We start from the raw sequence: 18,588 nt of genomic DNA on the forward strand, positions 1-18,588 counted from the left end.
ACCAAGATCACTGCAGCAGGGAGATATCCGCGACTTGCAGGAACAGGTTGCGCAGGTTGTTCAGCAGCGCCAGACGGTTGGCCTTGAGGGCTTCGTCGTCGGCCATCACCATGACTTCGTTGAAGAAGGTGTCGACCGGCTCGCGCAGGGCGGCCAGACGGGTGAGGGCAGCCTGATAGTCACCTGTGGCGAACAGCGGGGCCAGTTCGGCTTGCAGTTCGGCAACCTGGGTGGCCAGCGCCTTCTCGGCGGCATCGACCAGCAGTTCCGGTTTGACGGCAGTCGGCAACTCGCCTTCGACCTTGGCCAGAATGTTGCTCACGCGCTTGTTGGCGGCAGCCAGTGCCAGTGCGGCATCCAGCGTGCGGAAGTGACTGACGGCCTTGACGCGACGATCGAAGTCGAGCGGACGGGTCGGGCGGCGGGCCAGTACGGCCAGCACCACGTCGGCACCGATACCTTCGTCCTGATAGGCGGCGCGGAAGCGGCCCAGCATAAAGTCGACCACGTCGGTGACGATGGTTCTGTTGGTCAGCTTGTCGCCGTAGACGCGTACCGCTTCTTCAACCAGTTCAACCAGATCCAGATCCAGCTGCTTCTCGGTCATGATGCGCAGGGCACCGATGGCGGCGCGACGCAGGGCGAACGGGTCCTTGTCACCCTTCGGCAGCATGCCGATGCCGAAGATACCGGCCAGGGTGTCGAACTTGTCGGCCAGCGCGACGGCGCAGGCAACCAGACCGGACGGCAGGGCATCGCCGGCAAAGCGCGGCATGTACTGCTCGTTGAGGGCCGCGGCCACTGCTTCGTCTTCGCCATCGTGACGGGCGTAGTGCATCCCCATGACACCCTGGGTGTCGGTGAACTCGCCGACCATGTTGGTCATCAGGTCACACTTGGAGAGCAGACCGGCACGCTTGGCCTGAGCCACATCAGCGCCGATACGCTCGGCGATAAAGCCGGCGACGGTTTCGATGCGCTCGACCTTGGCCTTGACGGTGCCCAGCTGTTGCTGGAACAGCACGGTTTCAAGGCGCGGCAGGCGGGAGGCCAGGGTCTGTTTGAGGTCGGTCTTGAAGAAGAACTCGGCGTCTGAGAGACGGGGGCGAACCACCTTCTCGTTGCCGCTGATGATCTGGCTCGGGTCTTTGGACTCGATGTTGGTGACGAAGATGAACTTCGGCAGCAGCTTGCCGTTCTTGTCGTAGACCGGGAAGTACTTCTGGTCACCCTTCATGGTGTGCACCAGCGCTTCAGCCGGAACGGCCAGGAACTTCTCTTCGAAGTTGGCGGTCAGCACCACCGGCCACTCGACCAGTGCGGTGACTTCTTCCAGCAGGGCGTCGTCCAGATCGGCAACGCCACCGAAGGCGGCAGCGGCCGCTTCGGCGTCAGCCTTGATCTTGGCCTTGCGCGCCATGAAATCGGCAATCACCATGCCGCGCTCCTGCAGGATCTGCGGGTACTGGCTGGCGTTGTCGATGGTGAATTCGCTCTCGCCCATAAAGCGGTGACCGCGAATAGTGCGGGCGGAGTCGATACCCAGAATGTGAGCGGGAACCAGATCCCCATCCAGCAGCAGGGTCACGGTGAACACCGGACGCACGAACTGGATGGTCTTGTCGCCCCAACGCATCATTTTCGGGATGGGCAGCTTGGCCAGTGCGGAGGCAACCAGTTCGCCCAGCAATTCTTTGGCCGGACGGCCTTCGACCTTGGCGGTGTGAACCAGCCACTCGCCCTTGTCGGTGACCAGACGCTCGGCCTGCTCAACGGTGATGCCGTTGCCGCGAGCCCAGCCTTCGGCAGCCTTGGTCGGCTTGCCTTCGGCATCGAACGCCTGAGACACGGCCGGGCCGCGCTTCTCGACGCTCTTGCTCGGCTGTTCGCCAGCCAGCTCGCTCACCTTGAGGGCCAGACGGCGCGGTGAGGCAAACCACTCGACGTCGCCGAAGGCCAGATCGGCCTTGGTCAATTCGCTTTTGAGGTTGTCGGCAAAGGCTTCGGCCAGGGAGCGCAGGGCTTTGGGCGGCAGCTCAGCAGTACCGATCTCTACCAGAAATGTATGTTGTGCCATGTCCGTTCCTTAACCTTGCTTGTTCTCACTGCGCTGACACATAGGGAAGCCCAGCGCTTCGCGGGAGGCATAGTACGCCTCTGCCACGGCCTTGGTCAGGGTGCGAATGCGCAGGATGTAGCGCTGACGCTCGGTGACCGAGATGGCCTTGCGGGCATCCAGCAGGTTGAAGGAGTGAGCGGCCTTGAGGATGCGCTCGTAGGCAGGCAGCGGCAGCGGTTTTTCCAGTGCCAGCAGGTTCTGGGCTTCCTTCTCGTATTGCTCGAAGCAGTGGAACAGGAACTCCACATCGGCGTGTTCGAAGTTGTAGGTGGATTGCTCCACTTCGTTCTGGTGGAACACGTCGCCGTAGGTGGTCTTGCCCAGCGGGCCGTCAGACCAGACCAGATCGTAGACGCTGTCCACGCCCTGAATGTACATGGCCAGACGCTCGAGACCGTAGGTGATCTCGCCGGTGACCGGCTTGCACTCGAGGCCGCCAACCTGCTGGAAGTAGGTGAACTGGGTCACTTCCATGCCGTTCAGCCACACTTCCCAACCCAGACCCCAGGCACCCAGAGTCGGGTTTTCCCAGTTGTCTTCCACGAAGCGGATGTCGTGGATTTCGGGATCCATGCCCAGCTCTTTCAGGGAGCCCAGATAGAGTTCCTGAATGTTGTCGGGGGAAGGCTTGATGATCACCTGGAACTGGTAGTAGTGCTGCAGGCGGTTCGGGTTTTCACCGTAGCGGCCGTCGGTCGGACGGCGGGACGGTTGCACGTAGGCGCAGGCGATGGGCTCCGGGCCCAGGGCACGCAGACAGGTCATGGGGTGGGAAGTACCGGCACCCACTTCCATATCCAGCGGCTGAATGATGGTACAGCCCTGGCGGGACCAATAGTCCTGCAGCTGCAGGATCAGGCCCTGAAAGGTTTTGACATCGAATTTTTGCATAATTTTTTTCGCGCGAAGTGAAAATCAGAGCAAGATTTGCTGAATGTGAACCGAGGGAGTATACCGTCTGGCATGGTCGGATAATAGGCGAAATTGCAGCGGATTCGCGGGATGGTGCTGCGCTCTGGCTGGTCGGGCGGGATGTCCGGTATATGATGTGAGCAGTGCCGCCTGCAGAGTGGGTAGGGTCGGGCAAACCGCTGAAATAACGAGGGAGAGGAAATGGAACTGCGCTGCGCCTGGGTGACCAAGGACCCGGAATACATTGAATACCATGACAAACAGTGGGGCAGGCCGGTCTATGACGCCCGCGAGCTGTTTGCCAAGCTCTGCCTCGACGGTCAGCAGGCGGGGCTGTCGTGGATCACCATCCTCAAGCGCACCGAGAGCTATTACCGCGCCTATGCGGACTTTGATCCGGTGCAGATTGCCCGCTTCGACGAGCAGGATGTAGAGCGGCTGATGCAGGACAGCGGCATTATCCGCAACCGGCTCAAGGTGCAGTCGATCATCAGAAATGCCCGCGCTTATCTGGCGTTGCAGGAGCAGGGGATCGACTTCGCCGACTACCTGTGGGGCTTTGTTGGCGGCACCCCCATCGTCAACCAGCGGCAGGGCAACGGTGACATTCCGGCGACCTCGCCGGAGTCGGATGCCATGTCGAAAGCGCTCAAGAAGCTCGGCTTCAACTTCGTCGGCAGCACCATCTGTTACGCCTTTATGCAGGCAGTGGGGATGGTGAACGATCATCTGGTCAGCTGTCCTTGCCACGCCGAGTGTCAGTTACCGCGCTGACAACCCTTCGATTACCCAAAAAAACATCACTCTCGCCATCTGTTAAGGCTTGCGTCAGACAATGGCGTGCCAGCGCGTTACAATCCGGCCCCCGGCATGGTGCCGGATTGTTTTCACAGAGGTTTTTTCATGCGAGCCAAGATCCTGGTGCCTGCTCTGGCACTGACCGTTGCCCTGAGCGGCTGTACCACCAACCCCTACACAGGTGAATCCCAGACCTCCAAAGGTGCCTGGGGCGCGCTGGCTGGCGCCGCTGCCGGTGCGGCCGTAGGTGCGCTCTCCTCCAGCAAGGGTGACCGCAAGAAGGGCATCCTGACCGGCGTTGCTGCCGGCGCGGCGCTGGGTGGCGGTATCGGCTACTACATGGACGTGCAGGAAGCCAAGCTGCGCGAGAAGCTGCAGGGCACCGGCGTCAGCGTGACCCGCAATGGCAATGAGCTGATCCTCAACATGCCGAACAACGTGACCTTCGACAGCTCCAGCTCCCAGCTGAAAGCGGCCGGTGCCAACACCCTCTCCGGCGTGGCCATGGTGGTTGCCGAGTTCGACAAGACCCGCCTGAACGTGGTCGGTCACACCGACAGTACCGGTTCCCGCGATCTGAACATGAAGCTCTCCCGCGCTCGTGCCGATGCCGTTGCCGCCCAGCTGATTGGTCAGGGCGTAGCAGGTAGCCGCATCTCCACCACCGGCGTAGGCCCGGATCAGCCGGTTGCTACCAACAGCACCGCCGCTGGCAAAGCCCAGAACCGCCGCGTGACCATTACCCTGACCCCGACCGCCTAAGTCGCTCAGGTTTCGGTAACGAAAAGGCCCCGCCAGTGATGGCGGGGCCTTTCTATTGGAGCCGTTGCTGGCAATGGCCCCTTGTTGTTTGCTCCCTTCTCCCCTTGTGGGAGAAGGGGCGGGGATGAGGGGGATAACCGCCTCTTAGACCGCCGCAGTCAGCTGCACTTCGACCTTGTAGCCCTCGTGGGCGAGGCGGGCCTGTACGCAAGCTCTAACCGGTGCTGTGCCAGCCGGGATCCAGGCATCCCACTGCTCGTTGAAGGCAGCGATGTCCTGAATGTCTTTGAGATAGATATTTGCCATCAGGATCTTGTCGACGCCGGAGCCGTTGACTTCCAGCAGACGCTGCAGGCTCGCCAGCACTTCGCGGGTCTGCTGGTGGATGTCGGCCTCTTCGCTGACGGGCACTTCCACCACGTAGAGGGTGCCATTGTGGATGACGACGTCAGACCAACGCTGGGTGGTGCCGATTCGGGTAATGGTTGTCATGGAGTGCTCCGGTACGGGGGGCTTATTGACCCTTGCGGATCAGATAGCGGTAGGGGGCCTGCTCTGTCTCGCTGGCGACCAGGGTGTGATCCATAAAGCGGCAGAAACTGGGGATGTCGCGGGTGGTTGAAGGATCGTCGGCGCTGACCAGCAGGGTCTCGCCATCCGCCATCAGCCGCACTTTCTTGCGAACCATCATAACGGGTTCCGGGCAACGAAGCCCGATTGCGTCCAACTCGTGGGTCGCCTCGCAGAATAAATCACTCATCTATTATCAACCTTCAACCTATTCGGCTGCCAATGATACTCAGGGCTAAAAAATAATCAAACAAACGACCTATTCACCAGCATATGTAAGCGAAATGTTATTCGACCCTATCCAGCTTGCGCCGGACGAGTAATATAAAAATTGAACCATATTCAACAAGGAGGTGAATATGCAGGTCTCCTACGGCAGATTACAAGCCTATGCAGGCATGGGGTTCTTGTCCTTCGCCATGATAGTGATGGGCAGCCCGATCGGGAATACCGGTACCTGGTTCGGCTCCATGGTGATGGTCGGGTTGGGGCTCTGGATCGAGCTCAGCGATTACTATGACGAGGATGAGGACGAGAACGATCAATCCTGAATCGGATGACGATTCAACAACAAAGGCGGAGCAATTCCGCCTTTGTCATTTCTGCCGTTTGGCAATGTGCCCGGATCAGCGGGTCGAGCGCATCGCCCGCTCCAGATGCAGCGCCGTCTGCTCCGGGTTGGCCTTGGGGTCGTTGAAGAAGTTGCTCAGCACATCGAGGATCGCCTGCCGCATATTGGTCGGCGTCGCCATCCCTTCCGCCATGCTGGGCAGCAGGTTGTCCTGCTTTTCCGCCAGCAGGAAATCCTGATAGGAGCGGACTGCGCAGCGGTCGAACTTGCTCATGTCGGGATTGGTCAGCGCCGGGATCGACCCCTTCACCCGATTGAACTCCTCCTGGAATTGCGGCGTCATCAGCAGCTGGGCCAGATCCCCCTGCGCCTGCAGCTGGGCTGGATCCCGCTGTTTGAACATGGCGATGGAGTCGAGGTTGTAGCTGAACAGTCCGGCGCTGCCCGGGCTCGGCAGACAGGCGATATCCTCACCCGGCCGGTAGTTACCGGCGCTCAGCTCCCCCTTCACCCAGTCGCCCATGATCTGCATGGCGGCGCCACCGCTCTCCAGCAAATTGGTGGCCTGATGCCATTTCAGACCGGCGTATTTTTGCGGGACGTAGGCGCGCAATTGCTGGAAACGGGTCAACACCCGCACCATGTCGGGGCCGGTCAGGGTGGCGCTGTCCTGTTCGAGGAACGCCTTGCGATAGAATTCTTTTCCTCCCTCACCGAGTGCCACCGTTTCAAACAACACTGCCAGCTGCCAGGGCTCGTTGCCGATGGCGAGCGGGGTGATGCCCCGTTTTTTAAGCTGGTCGGCGACGGTGACAAACTGGGCCCAGCTGGTGGGCGGAGTCAGCTTGTTGCGCTCGAACACCTTGCGGTTGAGCCACAACCAGTTGACCCGATGGATGCCGGTGGGCACCGCCATCAGGGCGCCATTCTGGCTGAGGGTGGCACGCACCATGGGCGGCATCTGGCTGTACCAGCCGAGGTGCTCGGCCATCGGGCTGAGATCGCGCAGGAAGCCGAGCCCGGCCCACTCCTTGAGCTCATAGCCCTTGAGGTGGGCCGCTTCTGGCGGGTTGGCGGCCAATGCCCGGCTCTTCAATACCGTCATGGCGCTCTTGCCGCCGCCGCCCTGCACTGCAAAGTCGTTCCACTGGTTGCCCTGTTTGGTCCACTCGGATTTGAGCACTTCGACCGCTTTCGCTTCGCCGCCTGACGTCCACCAGTGCAGTACCTCCACCTGGGAGGCGGCAACGGGAGCAGAGAGCAGGGCGATGACAGAAAAAGACAACCACTTCATAAGGTTACTGCCTTGGTAGGGAGAGCGTGGCCTGCAGGCCACCTTGCGGACGGTTTTCCAGCACCAGATCGCCGCCGTGGGCGTGGGCTATGTTGCGGGCGATGCCAAGGCCGAGGCCGGTGCCGGCCTGATCCGTGCTGAGCCGGTAATAGGGTTCGAAGATGCGCTCGAACTGATCGTCCGGCAGGCCGGGGCCCTCATCCATGATGAAGAGGATCAGCATCTCCTCGTCATCCATGATGATGATGCGCACCTTCTGGCCGTACTTGATGCCGTTGTCCACCAGATTGCCGATGCAGCGCTTGAGCGCCAGCAGCTTGCCGCGATAGGGCCACTTGCAGTGCCCTTCGATGGTCAGCCGCTCGTCGTGCAGGTTCATCGACTCCGCCATCTGCTCCAGCAGGGCGTTGATATCGATCTCTTCGATATTCTCGTGAATGTCGGTCTCTTTGACCGTCTGCAGCGCCCCTTTCACCATCAGCTCCAGCTCGTCGAGATCCTTGTTGAACTTGGCGATTTGCACCTCGTCGTCGAGCAGTTCGACCCGCAGCCGCAGTCGGGTGATGGGGGTCTTGAGGTCGTGGGAAATCGAGCTGAACAGCCGCTCTCTATCGTCGATATAGCGACGAATGCGGTGTTGCATGATGTTGAAGGCGCGGGTCGCCGCCACGATTTCCGATGCTCCTTCCTCTTTGAGCGAAGGCTGATCGATATCCTTGCCCAGATTGACCGCCGCCTTGGCGAGACGGCGTAGCGGGCGGGTCTGCCAGCGCACCAGCATAAAGGTGAAGAAGCAGAGGAACACCGTCATCAGGGCGATGAAACGCACCTGGTTGCTCGGCATCACGGTATCGTCGAGGGTCATGTAGGGGGCGGGCAGCAGGGCCGCCAGATAGAGCCACTCCCCCTTTTCAATCTCGATCTGGGTCACCAGCACCGGTGGATTGAGCGGTTCCAGCGACAGGGTGTAGCGGGCCCAGGAGGAGGGCAGGTCTGCCAGCAAGGTGTCGTTGTTGAAGACGTGGAGGTCGTCGGGTCGGGAGAAGTCCACCTTGATCGCCATGGCATCGGAGAGCTTGCGGGTCAGCACCCCCTGTACTTCCTGCAGCACCAGCGTCTTGCGCTCGCTCTCGGGGATGGCGTTGATGTGGATCTCTTCCTCGTTGAGCGAGACGAAGAAGCGGCTGCCACCCATGTTGCGCAGCTGGTCCAGCGCGATATGGCGATACTGCAGTGGCAGGGATTTGAAGAAGTTGACGGTGGAAGCGGCAGACATGGCGAGGTTGCGGGTGGTACTGAGCATCCCCTCCAGCTCCCGCTTCTGGATCTGCTGCATCCAGATGCCGGTCAGAATGGTCTGGGAGAGCAGGATGGCCAGCAACAGCAGCAGGATCATCCGTGACAACAGGGAGCGGGGCACCAGCGCCCCCCAGGACCACTTGTTGCTCATGGCAGCTCGTGCACCTCGGCAATCAGCATGTAGCCGCTACCGCGGATGGTCTTGATGATGCGCGGGCTCTTGCCGTTGTCGCCGAGCTTCTGGCGCAGACGGCTGATCTGTACGTCGATACCGCGCTCCATCGGCAGGCTTTCGCGGCCGCGGGTGGCATCCGAGATGGTGTCCCGATCCAGCACCACGCCGGGCTGTTGCAGGAACATGCCGAGCAGCATGGCATCGCTGCCGGAGAGATCCAGCAGGCTGCCATCATCATGGGTCAACTGGTGGCTCAGGGTGTCGAGGGTCCACTCGGCAAAACGCAGGCGGCGGCTCGGCTCTTTCTCTTTTTCCGGCTGGCGGAATTCGGCGCGGCGCAGCAGCGCCTTGATGCGGGCCTGCAGTTCACGGGGGCTGAACGGCTTGGCGATATAGTCGTCGGCGCCGAGTTCGAGGCCGATCACCCGATCCGCTTCGTCGGAGGCGGCAGTCAGCATGATGATGGGCACCTGGGAGTCACGACGGATCTGCTGGCAAAGGGTAAAACCGTCCTCGCCGGGCATCATGATGTCCAGAATAATCAGGTCCGGGCTGTGCTGGGCGAGTTGCTGGCGCATCTCGTTACCCTCCGCCGCCGTCAATACCTGAAAGCCCGCCCGGGTCAGGTACTCATTGAGCAGCTCGCGGATCTCTTGGTCGTCATCGACGATCAGCAGTTGTTTGCTCATTGACATATGTATGTGCATCCACCCATTTTTTTGTGCAGATTGAACCTGTCGGGGGAGTAAAAAGCAAGCAAGCCCCCTATCTAATGTGAGGTTTAAGGCAATAACAGCCTATTGATAAGATTAAAACGAAAAAAGGCCGACCCAAACGGGACGGCCAACAGACAGCTTCTGACCACTGACGAGCACCCCGTGTGGCGATCGTCACAGACTTGAAAAGGGGGCCAGTCAGACTGGCCCCGAAAAGGGACAACTCTCAGTAGTGCATCCCGTCGATCAGGCTGGTTATCACACCCGTTCAAACACGGTGGCGATGCCCTGGCCCAGACCGATACACATGGTGGCAACCCCCAGGGTGGCATCCTTCTCCTCCATCAGATTGATGAGGGTAGTGGAGATGCGGGCGCCGGAGCAGCCAAGCGGGTGACCCAGCGCAATGGCGCCGCCGTTGAGGTTCACCTTCTCGTCCACCTGATCCTGCAGACCCAGATCCTTCACGCAGGGCAGGGACTGGGCGGCAAACGCCTCGTTCAGCTCGAACAGGTCGATATCACCGACAGTCAGACCGGCACGCTTGAGCGCCTTCTGGGTGGCTGGCACCGGGCCGTAACCCATGATGGCGGCGTCACAGCCGGCGATGGCCATGGCACGTACCTTGGCGCGCGGCGTGAGGCCGAGGGCCTTGGCGCGATCCGCGCTCATCACCAGCATGGCGGCGGCGCCATCGGACAGGGCCGAGGAGCTGCCGGCGGTGACGGTGCCGTTGACCGGGTCAAACACCGGGCGCAGCTGGCTCAGGGTTTCGACCGTGGTCTCCGGGCGGATCACCTCGTCATAGTCGTAGAAGAAGCGGGCACCGCTGGCGTCATGGCCTTCCAGCCCGACGATCTCCTTGGCAAAACGTCCTTCCTCGGTGGCGGCGTGAGCGCGGCGGTGGGAGCGGGCGGCAAACTCGTCCTGCTGCTGGCGGCTGATGCCGTGCAGCTTGCCGAGCATCTCGGCGGTCAGTCCCATCATGCCGGAGGCTTTCGCCACCGACTTGGCCATGCCGGGATGGAAGTCAACGCCGTGGCTCATCGGTACGTGACCCATGTGCTCGACGCCGCCGATGATGAAGATATCCCCATCACCTACCTGAATGGCGCGGGAGGCATCATGCAGCGCCTGCATACTGGAGCCGCACAGACGGTTGACGGTGACTGCCCCCACCTGCTTCGGAATACCTGCCAGCAGTGCGGCGTTGCGGGCGATGTTGAAGCCCTGCTCCAGGGTCTGCTGCACGCAGCCCCAGTAGATATCCTCGATCTCGTTCGGGTCGAGGTTGGGGTTGCGCAGCAGGATGGATTTCATCAGGTGCGCGGACAGATCTTCTGCACGCACGTTGCGGAAGGCGCCGCCCTTGGACCGGCCCATCGGGGTCCGGATACAGTCGACAATGACTACGTCTTTCATGAATGGATCTCCTTTCCGCAATCAGTAGAAGGTTTTGCCCTGGGCAGCCATCTCGCGCAGCTTGTCGCTGACGCGGTAGAGCGGACCCAAGTCGGCATACTGGTCGGCCATGGCCACGTAGCGATCCAGACCGATAGTGTCCAGATAGCGGAACACGCCGCCGCGGAAGGGAGGGAAGCCCAGACCGTAGACCAGCGCGATGTCGGCTTCGGCTGGCGTGGCGACTATGCCCTCTTCCAGACAGAGCACCACCTCGTTGATCATCGGGATCATCATGCGAGCGATGATGGCTTCCTTGTCGAAATCCTGTTTCGGCTTGGCGATGGGGGCCAGCAGCTCGTAAGCAGTGGCGTCAGCCACTTTCTTCGGTTTGCCCTTCTTGTCCTGCTCGTAGGCGTAGAAGCCCTTGCCGTTCTTCTGACCGAAGCGGTTCACTTCGTACATCACGTCGATGGCAGTGCGGCCTTCCTTGCTCATGCGTGCCGGGAAGCCCTGCGCCATCACGTCACCGGCATGGTGGCCGGTGTCGATGCCGACCACATCCAGCAGGTAGGCGGGGCCCATGGGCCAGCCAAACTCCTTCTCCATCACCTTGTCGACGGCGGCAAAGTCGGCGCCATCGGCAACCAGTTTGTTGAAGCCGAAGAAGTAGGGGAACAGCACCCGGTTGACGAAGAAGCCAGGGCAGTCGTTGACTACGACCGGGGACTTGCCCATGGCGGCGGCGTAGGCCACCACGCGGTTGATGGTTTCATCGGAGGTCTGCTCGCCGCGGATGATCTCCACCAGCGGCATGCGGTGCACCGGGTTGAAGAAGTGCATGCCGCAGAAGTTCTGCGGGCGCTTCAGCCCCTTGGCCAGCAGGGATATTGGGATGGTGGAGGTGTTGCTGGCGAGCACGGCGTCTTCGCCGATGATCCCTTCCACTTCGCCCAGTACGGCGGCTTTCACCTTGGGATTCTCGACCACGGCTTCGACCACGACGTCCACACCTTTGACGTTGTCATAGCTGAGGGTCGGAGTGATGGCAGAGAGCACCTGGCCCATCTTGATGCCATCGATGCGGCCCTTTTCGAGCTGGCCGTTGAGCAGCTTGGTGGCTTCACCCATGCCAAGTGCCAGAGCCTTCTCGTTGATGTCCTTCATCACCGCCGGAATGCCCTTGCTGGCAGACTGGTAGGCGATGCCGCCGCCCATGATGCCGGCACCCAGTACGGCGGCGTGGCCAGTGGCCTTGCTCGCCTGCTTGGCAGCCTTCTTGGCCAGTGCCTTGATGTGCTGATCGTTCAGGAAGATACCGACCAGTGCCTTGGCCACGTCGGTTTTGGCCAGCTTGATAAAGCCCTGTGCTTCAACGACCAGCGCCTCGTCACGGCCCATACCTGCGGCGGCTTCGACGGTTTTAACCGCCGTCATGGGGGCCGGATAGTGCTTGCCCGCCACGGCGGCAACCATGCCGGCGGCGGTGGTGAAGCTCATCATGGCTTCCAGTTTGGAGAGGCGCAGCGGGGCTTTCTTGGCGGCACGACGGCTCTGCCAGTCCAGCTTGCCCGCGATGGCGTCCTTGATCATCTGCAGCGCCGCGCTCTGCAGTGCATCCGGGGCGACCACGGCGTCGATGGCGCCCACCTTGAGGGCGTCATCGGCACGGTAATCCTTGCCGGTGGTGATCCACTCCAGTGCGTTGTCGGCGCCGATCACTCGCGGCAGACGGACTGTGCCGCCAAAGCCCGGCATGATGCCGAGTTTGGTCTCGGGCAGGCCGATTTTGGCGGTGGTGTCAGCCAGACGGAAGTCGGTGGAGAGAATGGTCTCGCAGCCGCCGCCCAGAGCGTGTCCCTTGATGGCGGAGAGGGTCGGAACCGGCAAATCTTCGATGGCGTTGAAGATGTCGTTGGCCTTTTTCAGCCAGCCGAGCAGATCTTCTTGCGGCAGATCGAACAGTTCCAGGAATTCGGTAATGTCGGCACCGACAATAAAGGCGTCTTTGCCGGAGGTGAGGATCAGACCTTTTAGTTCACGTTCTTGTTGTAATGCGGCGATCGCTTCGCTCAGGGAGAGCAGGGTAGCGCGATCCAGCTTGTTGACTGAACCCGGGGCATCAAACCTCAGCTCGGCGATGCCGTTTTCGAGGTAGCTGACCGACAGGGTTTCGCCTTGGTAGATCATGAGAGTGTCTCCTTGTTCCCACTCAGTGGGGAGTGGTGCTCCTTTATCCCCAGCAGGGGGCGAGGCTCACTATTGATCCAAAAGGAGACATTTTCAACACCTATTTAAAACATTTGTTTAACAGTTCTCGAGTAAAAGCTCCTCATCACAAAACGGGCAAAAGAGAGGCGCCTTACGGCGCCCCAGTTAGATGTGAGTTTGTTATCAACTGGCCAGTTCCGGCCGGTTGCGATACTGGTTCAGCACCTCGGGATCGGCGAGGGCATGGGTATTGTTGACCGGCCGGTTGTGTACCACTTCGCGCACCGCCAGTTCGACGATCTTGCCGGACTTGGTGCGTGGGATTGCATCCACCTGCAGGATGCGGGCCGGTACATGGCGGGCGGTGCAGTGTTGCTTTATTTGCTGGCGGATCCGCTCGCGCAGCGGCTCGTCCAGCTTGCAGCCCGCCTTGAGCTTGACGAACAGCACCACCCGCTCGTCCTGCTGCCACTGCTGGCCGATGACGATGCTCTCTTCCACTTCGTCGAGCTGTTCGACGTAGCGATAGATCTCGCTGGTGCCGATGCGCACGCCGCCCGGGTTGAGGGTTGCGTCGGAGCGGCCGTAGAACAGAATGCCGCCGGTCGGGGTTAGCTCGATCCAGTCGCCGTGACACCAGATGTTGTCGAACCGCTCGAAGTAGGCGGCGTGGTACTTGTCGCCATTTTCGTCACCCCAGAAGTAAATGGGCTGGGCCGGGAACGGCTTGGTACAGACCAGCTCGCCTTTCTCCCCCTGCACCGGCTGGCCCGCCTCGTTGAATACCTGCACCGGGAGACCGAGGCCGCGCCCCTGGCTCTCACCGCGATAGACCGGGCTGAGCGGGTTGCCGATGACGAAGCAGGAGCAGATGTCGGTGCCGCCTGAGATGGAGCTGAGCTGCACATCCTGCTTTATCTGCTGGTAGACGTAGTCGAACCCCTCCGGCGACAGCACAGAGCCGGTGCTGCAGATCAGCCGCAAGTGCGGCAAGTCGTGGCTGTTGATGGGGGCATAACCCTGTTTGTGCAGCGCGTCGAGATACTTGGCCGAAGTTCCGAACAAGCTGACCTGCTCGTCGCGGGCGAGATCCCACAGCACGTTGCCGTCCGGGTAGAAGGGCGAGCCGTCATATAGAACCAGAGTGGCGCCGGAGGCGAGCGCGCTCACCAGCCAGTTCCACATCATCCAGCCACAGGTGGTGAAGTAGAAGATCCGCTCCCCCGGCTTGATGTCGCAGTGCAGCTGATGCTCTTTCAGGTGTTGCAGCAGGGTGCCGCCAATGCCGTGGACGATGCACTTGGGTTTGCCGGTGGTGCCGGAGGAGTAGAGGATATAGAGCGGATCGTTGAAGGCCATTGGCTCGAACTGGAGGCTGGCGTCTGGCTGGTTCGCCAGCAGTTGTTGCCAGTCGTGGCCAAGCTGCAGCGGGTTGCCGAGCAGGGGGATCATCACCGTCTGCTCTATGCTGTCGATCTGGCTGACGACCCCTGCCACTTTGTCCTGAATATTGATGGCCTTGCCGTTGTAGCGATAGCCATCCACCGCAAACAGCACCCGCGGCCGGGTCTGGCCGAAGCGCTCTACCACGCTGGCCTCGCCAAAGTCGGGGCTGGTGGAGGTCCAGATCGCCCCCAGACTGGTGGTTGCCAGCATGGCTACCACGGTTTCCGGGATATTGGGCAGATAGGCGGCAACCACATCACCACGACCAATCCCCTGATTCCGCAGCCATTGAGCCAGCCGGGCAACCTGTTCCCCAAGCTCACGCCAGCTCAGGGCGCGGCTTGGGCTCCCTTCGATGCGGGAGATGATGGCCGGGCTCTCGTCCTGGCGGCGCAGCAGGTTTTCGGCGAAGTTGAGGCGGCTGTCGGGGAACCAGCGGGTGCGCTGCATATCCTGACGATTCTCCGCCACTATGTTGCCGAGTTCGCCCTTGACGCCGCAGTGCTGCCACACCAGCGGCCAGAAGCGGGTGGTCTTTTCCACCGACCATTGCCACAGCTGCGGATAGTCCTGCAGTTGCAGGCCGTGGAAGCGGTTCACCTCTGCCATAAAGCGGTAGAGGTTGGATTGCTGCATCCTGAGCGGATCCGGTTGCCACAGGCAGAGGTTGTCCATGAGTAATCCCTGACTTCATGTATCTACCGGCAGTGTATTGAATTGTTTTTGATTTGTTAACGACTGGTTCTTTGTTGATAACAAACACGTTTGTAACGTATGCGTTACCTCACGAAGCGGCAGCTTGACGGGTCGAGCCGCCAAGCGCTTGATGTTATGCTGCAATCACATTCACCTCGGAGCAGGACGCCATGAGCAGCTACAGCCAACTTTTTGCCCAGCATCTCGATACTTTGCAGCAACGCACCCGCGATATCCTGCAGCAACAGGGACTTGGCGGGCTGGCCATCCACTCCGGCCAGACCCACCGTATCTTCCTCGATGATCAGGATTACCCGTTCAAGGTAAACCCGCACTTCAAGGCCTGGTTGCCGGTGCTGGACAATCCCCACTGCTGGCTGCTGGTGGACGGGGTGAACAAACCAATCCTGCTGTTCTATCGTCCGGTCGATTTCTGGCACAAGGTGGCGGATCTGCCCAATGCCTTCTGGGTCGAGTTCTTCGATATCCGTTTCCTGACCAGACCGGAGCTGGTGGCCGATCATCTACCCGCCAACAAGCAGGAGTGGGCCTATCTGGGTGGTCATCTGGAAGTGGCCGAGCTGCTTGGTCTGACCCAGCCCAATCCGGAGGCAGTGCTCAACTACCTGCACTATCACCGCGCCTACAAGACCCCCTACGAGCTGGAGTGTCTGCGCGAGGCGAACCGCATCGGTGTTCGTGGTCATATCGCGGCCAAGGACTCTTTTATGGCGGGGGCGAGCGAGTTCGAGATCAATCTGGCCTATATGAAAGCGGTCGGACAGGGAGCCAATGAGGCGCCCTACGGCAATATCGTCGCCATCAACCGCAACGCAGCTATCCTTCACTACACCCACTTGTCCGCTGTGCGGGTGCCCGATGCGGAGCGCCACTCCTTCCTGATCGATGCCGGTGTCGATTTTCACGGTTATGCCTCCGACATCACCCGCACCTGGGCGTGGCGGCGCGGCGAGTTCGCCGATCTGATTGCAGCCCTCGACGAGCAGCAGCAGGAGATCATCAAGGAGATCAAACCGGGTCGTCGCTACAGCGAGCTGCACCTGCAGATGCATCACAAGCTGGCGCGCCTGCTGCAAGCGACCGAGCTGGTGGATATGTCGGTAGACGAGATGATCAACACCGGGGTGACCAATGTGTTCTTCCCTCACGGCCTCGGCCACTTCCTCGGTTTGCAGGTGCACGATGCGGGTGGTTTCATGCAGGATGAGCGCGGCACCCACCTGGCGGCGCCCGAGCTGTTCCCCTATCTGCGTTGCACCCGGGTGATGGAGGTGGATCAGGTGTTCACCATCGAGCCGGGACTCTACTTCATCGACAGCCTGCTGGAGCCGCTGCGTCAGGGCGAACAGGGCAAACGGGTCAACTGGAACAAGGTGGAGGCGCTGCGTCCGTTCGGCGGCATCCGCATCGAAGACAACGTGGTGCTGCACGCCAACGGGGTGGAGAACATGACCAGACAAGCAGGACTCTGATGGCTGCTGCGTACTCCATTCCGGCTGCCCCGCTGGAGTTGACCGAAGAGATAAAGAAGAGCCGCTTCATTACCCTGATCGCCCACACCCCGACCGTCGAGGCGGCCAAGGGGTGGGTTAACGAGATCAAGCGCCAACATCCGGCCGCTCGCCACCACTGCTGGGCCTTTGTGGCTGGTGCGCCGCAAGATAGTCAGGTTTATGGCTTCAGCGATGACGGCGAACCTTCCGGTACGGCGGGCAAACCGATCCTGGCCCAGTTGATGGGGTCGGGGCTCGGTGAAATCTGCGCCGTGGTGGTGCGTTACTACGGCGGCATCCAGCTTGGCACCGGTGGACTGGTCAAAGCCTATGGAGGCGGCGTCGGTGCCGCCCTCAAGCAACTGCCCACCCTGCTCAAGGTGCCACGCACTCCCTCTCTCATTCACTGCGATTACGGTGACATGGGGACGGTCGAGTCGCTGATCAGCAGCCATAATGGCGAATTGCTGGCGGCCGATTACGGTCAGCAGGTCACCTTGCAGGTGGCGTGGGAGTCCTCGGTTTGGGCTCAGGTGGACCGTGAATTGACCGACCGGACTCATGGGCGGGTATCCCTCAGTCCCTTAGATGGCTAGAATCCATCGCTCTTTAATTGGGGAAAGGGAGCTGTAATGCACATTCTGAGCATTATTCGCATTGTTGGCCTGCTGGTTGCGCTGTTCAGCTCGACCATGCTGTTGCCTGCACTGGTGGCCTTTGGCTATCGGGATGGTGGTGGTGCCGAGTTCGTCAGCTCTTTTCTGATCGCCCTGCTGCTCGGCGTGGTGCTCTGGTTTCCCAATCGCTATCACAAGAAGGAGATGCGTTCGAAAGAGGGCTTTCTGATTGTGGTGCTGTTCTGGACTGTGCTGGGCAGTGTGGGGGCGGTGCCCTTCATCATGAGCGATGTGCCGGATATGTCGGTCTCGGAGGCCTTCTTCGAATCTTTTTCCGGCCTGACCACCACTGGCGCAACGGTATTGACCGGGCTCGATAATCTGCCCAAGGCGTTTCTGTTCTACCGCCAGCTGCTGCAGTGGCTGGGGGGGATGGGGATCATCGTACTGGCGGTGGCCATTCTGCCACTGCTGGGTATCGGGGGCATGCAGCTCTATCGCGCCGAGATCCCGGGGCCGGTGAAGGATACCAAGGTGACGCCGCGTATCGCCGAAACGGCCAAGGCGCTCTGGTTCATCTATTTGCTGCTGACCGCACTCTGTGCGCTGGCCTACTGGCTCGCCGGAATGACGCTGTTCGATGCGGTCTGCCATTCGTTCTCGACTCTGTCGGTCGGTGGCTTCTCCACTCACGATGCCAGCATCGGTTTCTTCAACAGTCCGGTCATCAACCTGATTACCGTGGTGTTCCTGCTGCTGGCCAGCGTGAACTTTGCGCTCCACTTTACCGTCTTCTCCCACCGCCCGGTGCGGCTCGGGCGCTACCTTTACGATTCTGAACTCAAGGTGTTTCTGGCCATCCAGGCGACCCTGGTGATGATCTGCTTTGTCGCCTTGCTGACCCACGGACACTACGCCACTTGGCAAGAGGCGCTCAACCACGGCCTGTTCCAGGCGGTCTCTCTGGGTACCACCACCGGCTATAGCACCACGACCTATGCAGATTGGCCCTCCTTTCTGCCCATGCTGCTGATGTTCTCAGCATTTATCGGCTGTTGCGCGGGCAGTACTGGCGGCGGCATCAAGGTGATGCGTTTCATGATCCTGTTCATGCAGGGGATGCGCGAGTTGAAGCGGTTGGTTCACCCCAGAGCCATCTATACCTTGAAGCTGGGGAATAGGGCGGTGCCCGAGCGCATCGTCGAGGCGGTGTGGGGCTACTTCGCCACCTATATTATTCTCTTCTTTATGTTCATGCTGCTGTTGCTGATGACGGGGCTGAACGAAGTGACCGCATTCACCGCTGTTGCTGCGGCTTTCACCAACGTAGGTCCGGGTTTGGGAGAGGTATCAGCCAACTTCGGCAATATCTCGCCAGCGGCCCAGTGGATACTGGTGTTGGCTATGTTGTTTGGTCGATTGGAAATTTTTACGCTTCTGGTACTGTTTACTCCTGCATTCTGGCGTAGTTGAGGTTGTTATGGACA

Annotated in this window: 16 protein-coding genes; 6 read left to right on the forward strand and 10 right to left on the reverse strand. The window is 60.5% G+C overall.

What is annotated here, in order from left to right; all coding sequences use genetic code 11:
- Window positions 1–7: 7 nt before the first annotated feature.
- Both glyS and glyQ read right to left on the reverse strand, forming a co-directional pair.
- The gene (gene glyS, locus AACS18_RS01775; RefSeq protein WP_108613544.1) at window positions 8–2,077 is read right to left on the reverse strand and encodes a glycine--tRNA ligase subunit beta; all 2,070 of its coding nucleotides are present in this window, start codon (window positions 2,075–2,077) and stop codon (window positions 8–10) included.
- 9 nt (window positions 2,078–2,086) lie between these two features.
- Entirely contained in the window at window positions 2,087–3,010 is a 924-nt protein-coding gene (glyQ, locus tag AACS18_RS01780) for a glycine--tRNA ligase subunit alpha (RefSeq protein WP_005339464.1), read from the reverse strand.
- Window positions 3,011–3,232: 222 nt separating this feature from the next.
- Here glyQ and AACS18_RS01785 point away from each other — a divergent pair, with 222 nt between their 5' ends.
- Window positions 3,233–3,805 (forward strand): DNA-3-methyladenine glycosylase I, encoded by a 573-nt coding sequence (locus AACS18_RS01785; RefSeq protein ID WP_108613545.1) that lies wholly within the window; start codon window positions 3,233–3,235, stop codon window positions 3,803–3,805.
- Window positions 3,806–3,934: 129 nt separating this feature from the next.
- The gene (locus AACS18_RS01790) at window positions 3,935–4,591 is read left to right on the forward strand and encodes an OmpA family lipoprotein (RefSeq protein ID WP_108613546.1); all 657 of its coding nucleotides are present in this window, start codon (window positions 3,935–3,937) and stop codon (window positions 4,589–4,591) included.
- A gap of 144 nt (window positions 4,592–4,735) precedes the next feature.
- On the opposite strand, the gene AACS18_RS01795 is transcribed toward AACS18_RS01790, so the two are convergent.
- Together AACS18_RS01795 and tusA are read right to left on the reverse strand one after the other, a co-directional pair.
- Complete coding sequence (locus AACS18_RS01795) at window positions 4,736–5,083, reverse strand: RidA family protein (protein ID WP_108613547.1); 348 nt, start codon at window positions 5,081–5,083, stop codon at window positions 4,736–4,738.
- Window positions 5,084–5,105: 22 nt separating this feature from the next.
- On the reverse strand, window positions 5,106–5,351 hold the full coding sequence (tusA, locus tag AACS18_RS01800; protein WP_108613548.1) for a sulfurtransferase TusA: 246 nt from the start codon (window positions 5,349–5,351) through the stop codon (window positions 5,106–5,108).
- Window positions 5,352–5,520: 169 nt separating this feature from the next.
- On the opposite strand from tusA, the gene AACS18_RS01805 reads away from it, so the two are divergent.
- Entirely contained in the window at window positions 5,521–5,712 is a 192-nt protein-coding gene (locus AACS18_RS01805) for a hypothetical protein (RefSeq protein ID WP_005339471.1), read from the forward strand.
- Window positions 5,713–5,787: 75 nt separating this feature from the next.
- Here AACS18_RS01805 and AACS18_RS01810 read toward each other — a convergent pair whose 3' ends face one another.
- The 6 genes from AACS18_RS01810 to AACS18_RS01835 all read right to left on the reverse strand — a co-directional run bounded on the left by AACS18_RS01810 (window position 5,788) and on the right by AACS18_RS01835 (window position 14,949).
- On the reverse strand, window positions 5,788–7,026 hold the full coding sequence (locus AACS18_RS01810; RefSeq protein ID WP_108613549.1) for an ABC transporter substrate-binding protein: 1,239 nt from the start codon (window positions 7,024–7,026) through the stop codon (window positions 5,788–5,790).
- Window positions 7,027–7,030: 4 nt separating this feature from the next.
- A complete protein-coding gene (locus AACS18_RS01815) occupies window positions 7,031–8,476 on the reverse strand; it encodes an ATP-binding protein (protein ID WP_181363380.1) in 1,446 nt (481 codons plus the stop codon).
- Entirely contained in the window at window positions 8,473–9,195 is a 723-nt protein-coding gene (locus tag AACS18_RS01820; protein WP_005339475.1) for a response regulator, read from the reverse strand. Before AACS18_RS01820 ends, AACS18_RS01815 begins: the two co-directional genes overlap by 4 nt.
- Window positions 9,196–9,474: 279 nt before the next feature.
- Complete coding sequence (gene fadA / locus AACS18_RS01825; RefSeq protein ID WP_108613550.1) at window positions 9,475–10,638, reverse strand: acetyl-CoA C-acyltransferase FadA; 1,164 nt, start codon at window positions 10,636–10,638, stop codon at window positions 9,475–9,477.
- A 21-nt stretch (window positions 10,639–10,659) separates the two neighbouring features.
- Window positions 10,660–12,807, reverse strand: a complete 2,148-nt coding sequence (gene fadB, locus AACS18_RS01830) for a fatty acid oxidation complex subunit alpha FadB (protein WP_108613551.1) — start codon at window positions 12,805–12,807, stop codon at window positions 10,660–10,662.
- Window positions 12,808–13,011: 204 nt separating this feature from the next.
- Window positions 13,012–14,949, reverse strand: coding sequence for an acetoacetate--CoA ligase (locus AACS18_RS01835; RefSeq protein ID WP_108613552.1), 1,938 nt, complete (start codon window positions 14,947–14,949; stop codon window positions 13,012–13,014).
- 191 nt (window positions 14,950–15,140) lie between these two features.
- On the opposite strand from AACS18_RS01835, the gene pepQ reads away from it, so the two are divergent.
- From pepQ to AACS18_RS01850, 3 genes are read left to right on the forward strand one after another with little or no spacing between them, the layout of a single operon-like run.
- Window positions 15,141–16,463, forward strand: coding sequence for a Xaa-Pro dipeptidase (gene pepQ, locus AACS18_RS01840; RefSeq protein ID WP_108613553.1), 1,323 nt, complete (start codon window positions 15,141–15,143; stop codon window positions 16,461–16,463).
- Window positions 16,463–17,080 carry a YigZ family protein gene (locus tag AACS18_RS01845; RefSeq protein WP_040069890.1) on the forward strand — a complete coding sequence of 206 codons (618 nt, stop codon included), beginning with the start codon at window positions 16,463–16,465 and terminating at the stop codon, window positions 17,078–17,080. The genes pepQ and AACS18_RS01845 overlap by 1 nt, the downstream gene beginning before the upstream one ends.
- Before the next feature lie 36 nt (window positions 17,081–17,116).
- Window positions 17,117–18,574, forward strand: coding sequence for a TrkH family potassium uptake protein (locus AACS18_RS01850; protein WP_108613554.1), 1,458 nt, complete (start codon window positions 17,117–17,119; stop codon window positions 18,572–18,574).
- Window positions 18,575–18,588: the final 14 nt, after the last annotated feature.

Origin of the sequence: Aeromonas sp. HMWF015 (assembly GCF_963878965.1) — a bacterium.
GTDB lineage: Bacteria > Pseudomonadota > Gammaproteobacteria > Enterobacterales > Aeromonadaceae > Aeromonas > Aeromonas veronii.